The sequence below is a fragment of the Novosphingobium lentum NBRC 107847 genome (assembly GCF_001590965.1).
Taxonomy (GTDB): Bacteria; Pseudomonadota; Alphaproteobacteria; order Sphingomonadales; family Sphingomonadaceae; genus Novosphingobium; species Novosphingobium lentum.
In genome coordinates this window covers 42,902-55,588 of sequence record NZ_BCTW01000025.1, presented here as the reverse complement: position 1 = coordinate 55,588, position 12,687 = coordinate 42,902, and the positions used below count along the sequence as shown (strand labels likewise).

The following is a 12,687-nucleotide window of genomic DNA, read 5'->3' as shown; positions in this document are numbered from 1 at the left end:
GCCGCCCGCCGTGAGGCGGGAAAACAGACTCAGGCCGCCTCGGGCGCTTCCGGGAAGAACCTGTCGATGATGTCGCGCGCCAGCCGTGCCGGGCGCATCGTCGCCACGTCGATGCAGCACCAGCTGGAGCGGACTTCGGCCAGAACTTCCTCGCCGCGGCGGATGATCGTTTCGTAGAACGCGCGCGCGCCCTGCACCTTTTCTAGCAAGACCGTGGCAATCACGTCGTCGCCCAGGAACGTGGGGCGGCGGTAGGTGATCTCGTGCTTCAGCGCGACCCAGAGGTGCGCGGCGACGGCATCGGCCGGGGCCAGGCTGCGCCAGTGGTCGACCACCGCGTCCTGCACCCATTTGAGATAACTTGCGTTGTTGACGTGCCCCATGAAGTCGATGTCGCCGGGCTCGACACCGATGGCGAAGGCGTAGGGAACGGCGGGGCTGGCGGGGGATTTACTCACAACGATGTCAATACCACGCGGCGCCGATTCCAGCCAGCGCAATCGGTCGCGGTGCGGGGTCAGGCGGCGCGCAGGCCGGTCACCGCGCGGGCGCCGCGATCGGCTGCCGAAAGTCCGTCGAAGATCGCATCGATGATCCGCGCGAGTTTGGCTTCCGAGAGCCGGTCCATCACCGGCCCCATCCCGGCGATGTTGCAATAGCAGCTGACCATCTGGTTGATGATGCTGATCGTGTCGTCCACCTCGAGCCCGGCAAAGTGACCTTCGTCCATCGCCTCGCCGATAAGGACGGCCAGGTAGTGATCGCCCAGATCGATGTAGCTGCGGATCAGTTCGAAATGGTCGTTGCCGATCTCGACCGTGGTCTCGAACGCGATCGGATCGGCGTAGTACGATTCGCGCAGTCGCGCGAAACGCCGGGCGAAGAATTCGTACATCTTGCGGCGCGGCGGCAGGTCGCTGGCCAGCACTTCTTCCATGATCGCCACCTTGGGGCGGAACCACAGTTCAGCCAGCGCTTCGAGCAGCGCGTCCTTGCTGTCGAAATAGCGATAGATGTTGGCGGTCGACATGCCGGCGCGGGCGGCCAGCTCGTTCATCGTCAGCGCCTGGCTGCCGCGCTCGGTCACCAGCGCCATGGCGAGTTCGGCAAGGCGTTCGCGCCCGGCATCGATGTCGGTCTGCGGTCTGGGCATGGGTCGCGTCCTGCTCTGCCGTGGAGTTGAGTGATTTTACCGGATGAATGTTCACATTACAATTAGCGCAACGCAAATTACGCCGCGTCCTCCCGTAAAACCCGCCTTCATGCCGTAACCGGTTTGCGCTAGATCGGGTGACAGATCCCGCCTCGCTTGCAAGAAGGCCCGCAGTTTCATGAACTTGCCGCTTCGTTTCTGCCCTGTCGCGCGGCTTGCCCCGCTCCTGGCACTGCTCGCTTCGGCGTGTGCCGCACCGATGGCGTCGCATCCGGTCGCGCACGTCGGCACTCCTGTCGACAATGCCCCGGTCGAAGTCGGTATCGTGGCGATCAACGATTTCCACGGCAGCCTCGAACCGCCGCACCAGTCGGTCCAGGCGCCCGACGGCAAAGGCGGAGTGGTGCAGGTTCCCGCCGGCGGCGCGGCGTGGCTCGCCTCGGCGATCGACGGCGTGCGCGGCCAATATCCCAACCACCTGACCGTGTCGGCGGGCGACCTCATCAGCGCCTCGCAATTGCCGTCGTCGCTGTATCTCGATGAACCGGCGGTGGGCGTGGCCAACCGTTTCGGGCTGGAATTCAACGCGGTGGGCAACCACGAATTCGATCGCGGGCGCGACGAACTGCTGCGCATGCAGACCGGCGGCTGCGTGAAGCACACCGCGCGCCAGCCGTGCCAGCTCGAACCGTTCGCCGGGGCGGAGTTCAAATTCCTGTCGGCCAGCACGATCGACCGCGACGGCAAGACGCTGTTTCCCGCCACCGGCCTCAAAAGTTTCGGCACCGGGGCGCGGAAGGTCACCGTGGGCGTGATCGGGCTGACGCTGAAGGGCACGACCGAACTGGTCTCGCCCGAGGGAATCAAGGGGCTGACCTTCGCCGACGAGGCGCAGACCATCAACGCCGCCGTGCCGGTGCTGAAAGCGGCGGGTGCCGACGCCATTGTCGTGCTGATCCACCAGGGCGGCAAGACATCGGGCCAGCCCGATCCCAACGGCTGCAACGCCATGCTCGGCGATATCCGCCCGATCATCGACCAGCTCGATCCGCGCGTCGACGTCATCGTGTCGGGGCACACGCACTGGGCGTATATCTGCGACTATCGCACGATGGACCCGGCGCGCCCGTTCCTGCTGACCAGCGCGGGCGTCTATGGCGAACTGGTCACCGACATCAGGCTGGAGATCGATACGGTGCGCCACGCGGTGGTCGAAAAGCAGGCGCACAACGTGATCGTGCAGTCGCTGCCCTATACCTCGTCGCGCGGTCCGGTGGCCAACACCGCGCTCTATCCGCAGTTCCAGCCGCGCGCCGACATCGCGCAGTACGTGCAGCGCTATGCCGATGCGGCCAAGTCGTTCTCGCAGCGGGTGATCGGGCACGTTTCTGGCCCGGCCAGCAAGGGCGAGGGCGCGGCGGCCAACAGCGGCGGGGCGCTGGGCAACCTGATCGCCGATTCGCAGCTGGGCGCCACGCGCGGCGCTGGCGCGCAGATCGCGTTCATGAACCCGTTCGGCATCCGCGCCAGCCTGGTCCCCACCGCCGACGGCACGGTCACGTTCGGCGATATCTACGCGATCCAGCCGTTCGGCAATCAGGTGGTGACCGAAACGATGACCGGAGCCGAACTGAAGGCCACGCTGGAACAGGGGTTCGACAACGATGGCCCCGAACAGGTGCTGACGCCCTCGGCCGGGTTTGCCTATCGCTTCGACCGCAGCCGCCCGGTGGGTTCGCGGATCGTGGCGATGACGTTCGCAGGTCGCCCGGTCCGCTCCGAGGCGAGCTACCGCGTGACCATGAACGGCTTCCTGTCGCAGGGCGGCGATGGTTTCACCGGCTTTGTCGGCAAGCCCGGCGCGGTGACCGGCGCGACCGACATCGATGCGCTGGAAGGCTGGATCAAGGCCGTGCCGTTGCGCCAGGTGCCCGACGAGGACCGGGCAGGGCCGGTGGGCGGCTAGCGCTGTTGGGCGCCCGCCCGCCTACCCGCCTGACAGCCACGTCCCCAGCATCCGCCCGAACGGCAGGGTGAACACCCCGGCGGTGAGCAGCGCGCCGATCACCATCGCGCGCACGGCGCGGCGGTGGCGGGCGTGGCGGTGGGTGCGCGCGGTCCACACGATGAGCGGCACCTGGATCAGCACCCACGCCGACAGGATGTGGATGAAGCCGAGCTGCCCGTGGTTCGCATCGCGGATCAGAAAGCTGTCGAGCGCGGTCGCCAGCAAGGCGACGACCCAGGCGTAGCCGAAGCGGCGATGGCGCCGGGTGCCGCGCGGCAGCCACAGGATCGCGGGCGTCAGCGCCAGCGCGGTCATCATTGTCGCCAGGTGCAGCCAGACCGTCCATCGCACGCCCGGCCAGTGGGCATGCCCGCGCAGCACCGCGATCCCGACCACGGCGAGCAGGACAAGCGTGGCCCAGCCCAGAACGCGCTCGGACCGGTTGAGCTGCGTGGCATAGGCAGGGGCGGTCATGGTCCCGTTGTGCAAGCGCCGTCCGGTGCGGTCAATCGCGCTTCGGCGGCCACGGAATGAAACCTGAAGTGCGCTTCACGTACTGGGTATAGCCCGGCCGGCGATCGGCCATGCCCTTTTCGAGCAAGGGCTTGCCCGACCAGCGGGTGAGCGTGAAGGTCAGGAACAGCGGGCCCGGCAGGCTGGCCAGCGCGATCCATGGGCCGGCCTCGGCAGCAGCCAGCCAGATGCCCCACCACGCGCAGGCGTCGCCGAAATAGTTGGGATGGCGGGTGTAGCGCCACAGTCCGGTGTCGAGCACGCGGCCCCGGTTGGCGGGATCGGCGCGGAAGCGATCGAGCTGCCAGTCGCCCACCGCCTCGAACGTGATCCCCACCAGCCACAGCAGCGCCCCGCCGCTCGCCAGCGCGCCGGTCGAGGCTGAGCCACTGGCGAGGATGCCGAGCTGCGCAGGCAGGCACGTGAGATAGAGCAGCAACGCCTGCGGCCCGAACACGCGCTTCAGCGCGGCGTTGGCATAGCGTCCCTCGGCCCGTGCCTTGCCCAGGATCACGGCATAGCGCGGGTCCTCGCCGCCCCGGCGCCAGCGGCGATAGAGATGCATCGCCAGCCGCGCGCCCCACGCCAGCGTCATCGCCGCGATCAGCGTCGCGCGCGATCCGGGTCCGGACAGCTGCGACCAGCTGGCCACGGCCAGCATCGCCATGCCGCCGCCCCACACCGCGTCGATGAAGCTGACGTCGCCGATCCGCGCGGCCACGCGCCACAGCGCCAGCATCGCAACCAGCAGCACCGCCGCGTTGATCAGCAGGCTCTCAGCCATGGCCGGTGACGCCTGAACCGCTGCCGGTTTCGCTGCCCGCGTCGCTGCCGAAATCGCTCATCGCGCGCGCGGGATGGCGCGGGGTGACGCTGCGATAGAATTCGGCGATGCGCGCCATGTCGGCCGCGTAATCGCCGGTGGGCATGATCGCCGGGCCGAGCCCGCCGGTGCGCGTGGCGTAATCCATCATCCCGCAGACCAGCGGCACGCCCGCGCCATGCGCGATGTGGTAGAACCCCGTGCGCCACGTGCGCACCGCGCCGCGCGTCCCCTCGGGCGCGATGGTCAGCATGAATTCGCGGCGCTTGCCGAACTCCGCGATCATCGCCTCTACATAGTTGTGCCGTCCCGCGCGATCGACCGGCACCCCGCCCATGTCGCGCATGAACCGGCCCATCGGCCAGCGGAACAGGCTTTGCTTGCCCATGAAGTGCGCCTTGATCCCCAGCGCATCCGTCAGGCCGAGGAAGTTGACGAAATCCCAGTTGGAGGTGTGCGGCGCGGCGATGATGACGCAGCGCCGATCCGCCGGGGGCTGCCCCTGCGCCGTCCAGCCGCGCGCGCGGTAGAACGCCAGCAACAGCCGCCGCACGCCGCGCGACAGGCGGCTGGGCGCCCGGTCCTGGGTCTGCAGGTCTTGTCCCTGAGCAGGCTGTGTCATGATGTCGTCCCCCGCAGCGGTCCTAGCCATTCGGACCGGCCTTGTCGCCAGTCTTTGATGGCGCTTCGCGGGTAGGGAAAACCTGTACTAAGCCATAGGTGTCTTGACGGTAATAAGCATAGCTATTATCTTGTCGTTGTGCAGAGCAACATCGCCTTTCTCGCGACCGATATCGGCCGCCTGTTCCGCAAGCGGTTTGACGTGACCAGCCGCGACCTGGGTGTCACCGGGCCGCAGTGGCGTATGCTCATGGCGATCGAGCGGACGCCCGGGATCAATCAGGGGGCGCTCGCCGCGTGGCTGGAAGTCGAGGCTATTACCGCCGGGCGTATGATCGACCGGCTCGAACGGGCCGGACTGGTCGAACGGCGCGCCGATCCTGCCGATCGCCGTACGTGGCGGCTGTACCTCTCCGAGGCGGCCAAACCGATGGTCGATCGCCTGCGCCGTCGCGCCGCGACGGTGATCGACGAAGCGGTCGAAGGCTTTACCCCGGCCGAGCACGAACAACTCATCTCGCTTTTGCAACGCGTACGCTGCAACCTGAGCGACGAAACTTCCCTCGAGGCTAAACTTGTCCATGGCTGAAGCCGATCCCTTTCCCGCCGCAGACGCGCCCGCGCCAACCGTGTCGCGTGCCGCCGCGCGTGGCGGCGCCGCAGCCGGGGTCGATGCCGCACTGGTGATCGATCCGTCCGCGCGGCGCAGCCGGTGGCGGCTGCCGCTGATGCTGATCGTGCCGCTGCTGATCATCGCCGGCGGCCTGTGGTTCTGGTTCGGCGATTCGGGCACGGTGTCGACCGACAATGCTTATGTGAAGCAGGACATCGTTTCGGTAGCGGGCGAGATCACCGGCCAGGTGGTCTCGGTCAAGGTCCACGAGAACCAGATGGTCAAGGCCGGCGACGTGCTGTTCACGATCGACCCCGCCGCGTACCAGACCGCGATCGCGCAGGCCGATGCCTCGATCGCCAGCGCGCAGGCCAACGTCACCGCGTTGCAGGCCGATGTCGGCGCCAATGCGGCCGACATTGCCGGCGCGCGTGACGACCTTGCGCTGGCCCAGGCCAACTATTCGCGCGAAAAGGCGCTGATGGACCGCGGCTTCAACACCCGCGCGCAGATGGATTCGTCGAGCCATGCGGTCGCCTCCGCGCGCGATCACCTCGCCTCGATCGAGGCGGGCGTGGCCAAGGCGCAGGCCCAACTGGCCAATGGCAGCGCGGTTCCGGGGATCAACCCGGCGATCGCTGCGGGGCAGGCGCAACGCGCGGTGGCCGAACTGAACTTGCGCCGCACCGTGGTGCGCGCGCCCACCGCCGGGCGGATCAGCCAGGCCAGTCGCTTGCAGGTGGGGCAGATGGTGTTCCCCGGCGTACCGATGGTCAGCGTGGTGCGCGACAGCCAGACGCGCGTCGATGCCAATTTCAAGGAAACCGATCTCAACCACATGCGTCCGGGCCAGCCGGCCACGGTCAGCATCGATGCGTACCCGGGGATGAAGCTGAAGGGCCACGTCGAAAGCATCGGCGCGGGCACGGGTTCGGAATTCTCGGTGCTGCCGGCGCAGAACGCCACGGGCAACTGGGTCAAGATCATCCAGCGCGTGCCGGTGCGGATCGCCATCGACGACAAGGCCGATCGCCCGTTGCTGGCGGGCCTGAGCGCGAACGTGCGGGTCGATGTCGGCGGCAAGTAAGGCCGACCCCGGCAGGCTAGACACCGGTCCGGGCGGGCTCGACGAACGCCCGGCGCTGGTCGTTCCCAACCGCTCGCTGCTGCTCGCTGCGGTGATGGCAGCGATGATCATGACGATGATCGACACGACCATCGCCAACGTCGCGTTGCCGCATATGCAGGCCGCGCTCAGCGCGACGCAGGAAACGGTCACCTGGGTGCTGACCAGCTATGTGCTGGCCTCGGCGGTGGCGCTGCCGGCGTCGGGCTGGCTGGTCGATCGGCTGGGCATGCGCATGGTCTTGGTCGGCTCGGTGATGATGTTCACCATCGCCTCGGTGATGTGTGGCCTCGCCCAGAACATGACCCAGATCGTGCTGTTCCGCGTGTTGCAGGGGCTGGCCGGGGCGTTCATTTCGCCCATCACGCAGACGATCATGCTCGACACCAGCACCCCGCGCGAACGCCCCAAGGTGATGTCGATCTTCACCCAGGGCGTGATGGTCGGGCCGATCGCCGGGCCGGTGCTGGGCGGTTACCTGACCGAGAATTTCGACTGGCGCTGGGTGTTCTTCGTCAACGTGCCGATCGGCATCGTCTGCACCTTCGCGCTGCTCGCGCTCATGCCGCATACGCCCAAACGTCACCGCAAGTTCGACATGACTGGGTGGCTGCTGGTGGCGGTGGCGGTGTCGTGCCTGCAGTTGATGCTCGATCGCGGGGCGTCGAAGGACTGGTTCGGCTCGCCCGAGATCGTGATCTACGCCGTCCTCAGCGCTTGCGCGGCGTGGATGGCGGTGGTCCACCTCGCCACCGCGCGCGCGCCGCTGTTCGCGACCGCGCTGTTCAAGGATCGCAACCTCGTCGCGGCGCTGGGCCTCTACATGCTCGTCGGCATGGTGATGATGTCGGTGCTGGCGCTGCTGCCGGTGCTGCTGCAATCGGTGTTCGGCTATCCGGCGATCGAGGCGGGGTGGCTGCTGACCCCGCGCGGCGTGGGCATGGTCGGCGCGATCATGCTGACCGGGCGCCATCTCGACAAGGCCGATCCGCGCCTGCTGCTCGCTTTCGGCCTCGGCATCGCGGGCATATCGCTGTGGATGATGACCGGGTGGACGCCCGACATGCCGACCGGGCCGATCATCTTTGCCGGTGTGCTGCAGGGCGTGGGGCTCAGCTTTACCTTCATCCCGCTCAACCTGATCTCGTTCGCCACCATCGACGCCAAATTCCGCACCGATGCGGCGGGGCTCAACATGCTGTTCCGCAACGTCGGGTCGTCCACCGGCATCGCTGCCGGCACGGTGCTGCTGTCGCGCAACCTCCAGCTCAACCACGCCGAACTCGGCGCGCAGATCACGCGGATGAGCGTGCCGTTCGATCTCGACCGGATCACCGCCTATGGCGGGATCGGCGATTCCGCGATGACCATGGTCGACCTGATGGTGAACAAGCAGGCGGCGATGATCGCCTACCTCGACGATTTCCTGGTGATGAGCATCGCCTGCTTCGCCGCGATTCCGGTGCTGCTGATCGTCAAGGGCACCAAAAAGGGCGCCAAGGCCGATCCCGACGCGGTGGCGGCTGCGGGGCACTGATCGGTTGATCGCGGCACCGGCCCGCTTCTACCCCGCCGCGTAGACCGTCGCGTCCTGGTCGGGCCACACGTCCAGCCGCGGGTTCGCGCGGTTGACGAAGATCGCGGGCAGTTTGGCCAGCATCAGCGATTTGTGGATCCAGTAGTCGGTCCACCGCTCGCGCCATTTCGCGGTGACCCGGCCCTGCCGGGTCAGCCAGTGGAAATAGGGCAGCCAGTGGTCGGGCTCGTCCTTTTCCACGATGCGGAAGATTTTGGACATCACCGGATCGGACTTCACGTGGCGGTTTTCCAGCAGCACGTCGACCTGCCGCATGCCCCTTTGCTCGGTCAGCATGATCACCCGGCACAGCTGTTCGAACTGGTCGCCGTCGGCGATGATCGCGGCGGTATCGAGCTCCTCGATGGTGCAGCCGAACACGCCTTCGATGAACCGGTCGATGTGTCCGCACGTGCGATCGACCTTCAGCGGCATGCGACCCTGCCGTTCGAACCAGCGTTTGAACATCAGGTAATGCTTGCGCTCGTCGGCGCGGTGCTTTTCGACCGCGGCGATGAACTCGGCCTCGTCCGGGCAGCGCGCGCGCACCGCTTCGAGCACGCGATCGAGCGAGGTGTAGCCGCGATATTCGTTGTAGATGTAGATCGAAGCAAGCACGTCGAGGAACCGCGCGCGGAACGCCGCCGTCGACAGAAGCTGCGGCTCGACGGCCGCCGGTTTCCCGGCGGCGCTTTGTGGCGCGGCGCCTATTGCGCCAGCGCCTGCTCGATCGAGCTCACCAGGTCCGCGTCGTCCGGCGTGGTCGTGGGGGAGAAGCGCGCTACCACCGATCCGTCGCGTGCCAGCAAAAACTTCTCGAAATTCCACAAGACCTCCGGATCTTCGTTCGGGGTCATCCCGTAGCCCTTCAGGCGCTCGCGGAACGTTTCCGCGTCCCCGCGCTTGTCCGGCATCGCTTCGGTCAGCGCGGCATACAGCGGCTGCTTGGCCGCGCCCACGACGCTGGCCTTGGCGAACAGCGGAAAGCTGACGTTGAAGCCTGTGTCGCAAAACGTCGCAATCTCGGCATCGGTTCCCGGCTCTTGCGCGCCGAAATCGTTGGCGGGGAAGCCAAGCACCTCAAACCCTTGATCGCCATAGGTCTTTTGCAACGCCTCGAGCCCGGCATATTGCGGGGTCAGGCCGCACTGCGATGCGGTGTTGACCACCAGCAGCACGTTGCCGCGATGCGCGGCCAGGCTGTCGGCAGAACCATCGTTGCGGGTCAGGGCGATATCGGCAAGCGGCTGGGACATGGGGGTAATCCTGTGGCGATAATGGAGGGTCAGTCAGGCAGCTTATCGTGGATTGCGGACAATCGAAACCATTTGTGATCCCCCGCGAAGGCGGGGGTCTCATGCGATATGGGAACGGTCGCGACACACACCCTGAGATCCCCGCCTTCGCGGGGAAGCACCGGTCAGGCGTGTGCCCCGACAGGCTCACACCGGCCTGCGATAGTCCGCGGTCAGTTCGCCGGCGTCGGCGAGTTCCTGCTCGTGGCTGGCTTCGCGCCATGTCTCGGCGAGCGCCTCATGCTCCCACTGCAGCATCGCCGGATGCGCCAGCACGCGGTCGACCCATGCCTGCCCGGCGCCGACGTCGAGTCCGTAGGTGCGCACGCGGAACGCCACCGGCGCGAAGAACGCATCGACCGCCGTGAACGCCGGGCCCGCCAGCCAGGGCCCGCCGAACGATGCCAGCCCCTGTTCGAACAGTTCGCGCACGCGCGTCACGTCGCGCAGCAGCGCCGTCGACATCGGCCGGGGTTTCACCCGTACGCCCACGTTCATCGTGCAATCGTTGCGCAAAGCAGAAAAGCCGCCGTGCATTTCGGCCCCCGCGCTCATCGCAAAGGCGCGGGCGGCCTCGTCGCTCGGCCACACCGCCGGAAAGCGATCGGCCAGGTACAGCGCAATGCCCAGCGAATCCCACACCGTGCGCGCGCCGTCGAGCAGCACCGGCACTTGCCCTGTGGGCGAAAACGCCCGGAAATCGTCGTAGTTCATCGGCTTGGTGAACGGCTCCAGCCGATCCTCGAACGCGATGCCCAGCGCCTTCATCAGCACCCACGGGCGCAGCGACCAGCTCGAATAGTTGCGGTTGGCGGTGATGAGGGTGAAGGCCATGGTCGGTCTGTTCTGCGCTCAGGCCACGTAATGCCCGGTGGTCTTGGCGGCGACTTCCTCGGCCGTCACGCCCGGCGCCAGTTCCACCAGCTTGAACGGGCTGGCATGGTCGGGCCGCTGGAACACGCACAGATCGGTGATGACCATGTCGACCACGCCCACCCCGGTCAGCGGCAGGGTGCAGGCGGGGATGAACTTGGGGCTGCCATCCTTGGCGCAGTGTTCCATCACCACGATGATTTTCTTGACGCCAGCGACAAGGTCCATCGCCCCGCCCATGCCCTTGATCATCTTGCCGGGCACCATCCAGTTGGCGATGTCGCCGTTTTCGGCCACTTCCATCGCGCCCAGCACGGTCAGGTCGATGTGCCCGCCACGGATCATGGCAAAGCTCGCCGCGCTGTCGAAATAGGCCGATCGCGGCAGTTCGCTGATGGTCTGCTTGCCCGCGTTGATCAGGTCGGGATCTTCCTCGCCCGCCCACGGGAACGGCCCGATGCCGAGCATCCCGTTCTCGGACTGCAGCGTCACTTCCATGCCATCGGGGATGTGGTTGGCCACCAGCGTCGGAATGCCGATGCCAAGGTTGACGTAAAAGCCGTCCTGCAGCTCGCGCGCGGCGCGGGCGGCCATCTGGTCGCGGGTCCAGCCTTTGGTCAGGCCGTCATGCGTGGTCATCAGGCCGTCTCCCTTTCGCGCACCGTGCGGAATTCGATCTTCTTGTCATACGGCGCGCCCACGATCATGCGCTGGACATAGACGCCGGGCAGGTGGATCGCCTCGTTGTTGAGGCTGCCCACGGGCACGATTTCCTCGACTTCCACGATGCAGACCTTGCCGCAGGTCGCGGCGGGCACGTTGAAGTTGCGCGCGGTCTTGCGGAACACGACGTTGCCGGTCTCGTCCGCCTTCCACGCCTTCACCAGCGCGAGGTCGGCGAAGATTCCGCGTTCGAGGATGAAGTCCTGCGTGCCGTTGGGCCCGTCGAAGCTTTTCACGTCCTTGCCCTCGGCGACCAGCGTGCCGACGCCGGTGCGGGTGTAGAAACCGGGAATGCCTGCGCCGCCGGCGCGCATGCGTTCGGCCAGCGTGCCTTGCGGGCAGAATTCGACCTCGAGCTCCCCTGCAAGATACTGGCGCTCGAACTCCTTGTTCTCGCCGACGTAGCTGGCGATCATCTTCTTGACCTGCCGGGTGCGCAGCAGCTTGCCGATGCCCTCACCATCGATGCCCGCGTTGTTGCTGGCGAACGTCAGGTCCTTGACCCCGCTGTCGCGCACCGCGTCGAGCAGGCGTTCGGGAATGCCGCACAGGCCGAAGCCGCCGCTGGCAATCAGCAGGCCATCGCGCAACAGCCCGTCGAGCGCGGCAGCCGCATCGGGATAGAGTTTTTTCATTGGTGCCCCATCGTGTTTGGTCCCGTCGTCATTGAACCGGCGTCCGCTGTCCCCAGGTCGAGCCCGAGAATCGTTGACAAGTCTCTAAGCGCCTGCGCCTCGCCTGTCACCTTGATCGCGCGCATGCCCAGCGTTGCCGCCGGTTTGCAGTTGATCCCCAGGTCGTCGAGATAGACGCAATCGCGCGGCGCCAGTCCCAGCGCGTCGCACATCATCCGGTAGATCGCCGGATCGGGCTTGCGCACCCCGGCCCTGGCGCTTTCGATCACGTGCTCGAACCGCGCGAACACGGGTGCAAGCAGGTCTGCCGCCGCACTGTCGGTCGCCATGCCGGGACCATGTCCTGATTGTCCGGGGCCAGACGGCGCGTTGTTGGTGATGCAGGCGATGCGGTAGCCGGCGTCGGTCAGCCGGTCGAGCGCGCGGACCATGCCGGGGCGCAAGCGACCGGCCAGGCAGGCGAGCACCGCCGTGCCGTCTATCCGGTGGCCCAGCGCTGCCGATTCGGTGGCGAAGGCTTCGGCGAATTCCGCGCGTGACAGGAGCCCGCGCTCCAGCCGTGCCCAGGCGTTGTCCTGCGGGTTGGCGGTGTTGACGCGGCGGATGAAGTCGGCGGGCGCGCCCAGTTCGGCCTCGAGCCGGTTGAACGCCTCGAACGGCGAACTGGTCATCACTCCGCCGAAATCGAAGATCACCGCCGCGAAATTCATGCCTGCATCTGCTCCTGC

General features: G+C 66.9%; 15 protein-coding genes. 4 read left to right on the top strand and 11 right to left on the bottom strand.

Translation table 11 applies throughout. The features are described from left to right. Window positions 1–29: 29 nt before the first annotated feature. A complete protein-coding gene (locus NL2_RS18400; RefSeq protein WP_281191069.1) occupies window positions 30–458 on the bottom strand; it encodes an acyl-CoA thioesterase in 429 nt (142 codons plus the stop codon). A gap of 59 nt (window positions 459–517) precedes the next feature. After that, window positions 518–1,153 (bottom strand): TetR/AcrR family transcriptional regulator, encoded by a 636-nt coding sequence (locus NL2_RS18395; RefSeq protein ID WP_068077478.1) that lies wholly within the window; start codon window positions 1,151–1,153, stop codon window positions 518–520. Window positions 1,154–1,331: 178 nt separating this feature from the next. On the opposite strand from NL2_RS18395, the gene NL2_RS18390 reads away from it, so the two are divergent. Next, window positions 1,332–3,119: a bifunctional metallophosphatase/5'-nucleotidase gene (locus NL2_RS18390; RefSeq protein WP_068077476.1), complete on the top strand. Its 1,788-nt coding sequence runs from the start codon at window positions 1,332–1,334 to the stop codon at window positions 3,117–3,119. Between the two features lie 21 nt (window positions 3,120–3,140). On the opposite strand, the gene NL2_RS18385 is transcribed toward NL2_RS18390, so the two are convergent. From NL2_RS18385 to NL2_RS18375, 3 genes are read right to left on the bottom strand one after another with little or no spacing between them, the layout of a single operon-like run. Continuing rightward, the gene (locus tag NL2_RS18385; protein ID WP_068077474.1) at window positions 3,141–3,635 is read right to left on the bottom strand and encodes a DUF2306 domain-containing protein; all 495 of its coding nucleotides are present in this window, start codon (window positions 3,633–3,635) and stop codon (window positions 3,141–3,143) included. 31 nt (window positions 3,636–3,666) lie between these two features. Beyond that, entirely contained in the window at window positions 3,667–4,458 is a 792-nt protein-coding gene (locus NL2_RS18380) for a DUF1295 domain-containing protein (RefSeq protein ID WP_068077472.1), read from the bottom strand. Then, a complete protein-coding gene (locus tag NL2_RS18375) occupies window positions 4,451–5,119 on the bottom strand; it encodes a lysophospholipid acyltransferase family protein (RefSeq protein ID WP_084356205.1) in 669 nt (222 codons plus the stop codon). Before NL2_RS18375 ends, NL2_RS18380 begins: the two co-directional genes overlap by 8 nt. Before the next feature lie 138 nt (window positions 5,120–5,257). Between NL2_RS18375 and NL2_RS18370 the strand changes: the two genes are divergently transcribed. The 3 genes from NL2_RS18370 to NL2_RS18360 are packed head-to-tail and all read left to right on the top strand — an operon-like array spanning window position 5,258 to window position 8,394. Continuing rightward, a complete protein-coding gene (locus NL2_RS18370) occupies window positions 5,258–5,707 on the top strand; it encodes a MarR family winged helix-turn-helix transcriptional regulator (protein WP_068077470.1) in 450 nt (149 codons plus the stop codon). Then, entirely contained in the window at window positions 5,700–6,818 is a 1,119-nt protein-coding gene (locus NL2_RS18365) for an HlyD family secretion protein (protein WP_068077468.1), read from the top strand. The genes NL2_RS18370 and NL2_RS18365 overlap by 8 nt, the downstream gene beginning before the upstream one ends. Beyond that, window positions 6,802–8,394 carry a DHA2 family efflux MFS transporter permease subunit gene (locus NL2_RS18360; protein WP_068077466.1) on the top strand — a complete coding sequence of 531 codons (1,593 nt, stop codon included), beginning with the start codon at window positions 6,802–6,804 and terminating at the stop codon, window positions 8,392–8,394. Before NL2_RS18365 ends, NL2_RS18360 begins: the two co-directional genes overlap by 17 nt. Window positions 8,395–8,421: 27 nt before the next feature. Here the strand turns inward: NL2_RS18360 and NL2_RS18355 are convergent, their stop codons facing one another. From NL2_RS18355 to NL2_RS18330, 6 genes are all read right to left on the bottom strand, one after another. Next, window positions 8,422–9,051, bottom strand: a complete 630-nt coding sequence (locus NL2_RS18355) for a ferritin-like domain-containing protein (protein ID WP_245647756.1) — start codon at window positions 9,049–9,051, stop codon at window positions 8,422–8,424. A gap of 89 nt (window positions 9,052–9,140) precedes the next feature. Then, a complete protein-coding gene (locus NL2_RS18350; RefSeq protein ID WP_068077464.1) occupies window positions 9,141–9,689 on the bottom strand; it encodes a glutathione peroxidase in 549 nt (182 codons plus the stop codon). Window positions 9,690–9,875: 186 nt separating this feature from the next. Continuing rightward, a complete protein-coding gene (locus tag NL2_RS18345; RefSeq protein WP_068077462.1) occupies window positions 9,876–10,562 on the bottom strand; it encodes a glutathione S-transferase family protein in 687 nt (228 codons plus the stop codon). Between the two features lie 18 nt (window positions 10,563–10,580). Further along, window positions 10,581–11,240, bottom strand: coding sequence for a CoA transferase subunit B (locus NL2_RS18340; protein WP_068077460.1), 660 nt, complete (start codon window positions 11,238–11,240; stop codon window positions 10,581–10,583). Continuing rightward, on the bottom strand, window positions 11,240–11,959 hold the full coding sequence (locus tag NL2_RS18335) for a CoA transferase subunit A (protein ID WP_068077459.1): 720 nt from the start codon (window positions 11,957–11,959) through the stop codon (window positions 11,240–11,242). Before NL2_RS18335 ends, NL2_RS18340 begins: the two co-directional genes overlap by 1 nt. After that, window positions 11,956–12,669: an HAD-IA family hydrolase gene (locus tag NL2_RS18330; RefSeq protein ID WP_068077457.1), complete on the bottom strand. Its 714-nt coding sequence runs from the start codon at window positions 12,667–12,669 to the stop codon at window positions 11,956–11,958. Before NL2_RS18330 ends, NL2_RS18335 begins: the two co-directional genes overlap by 4 nt. Between the last annotated feature and the right edge of the window lie 18 nt (window positions 12,670–12,687).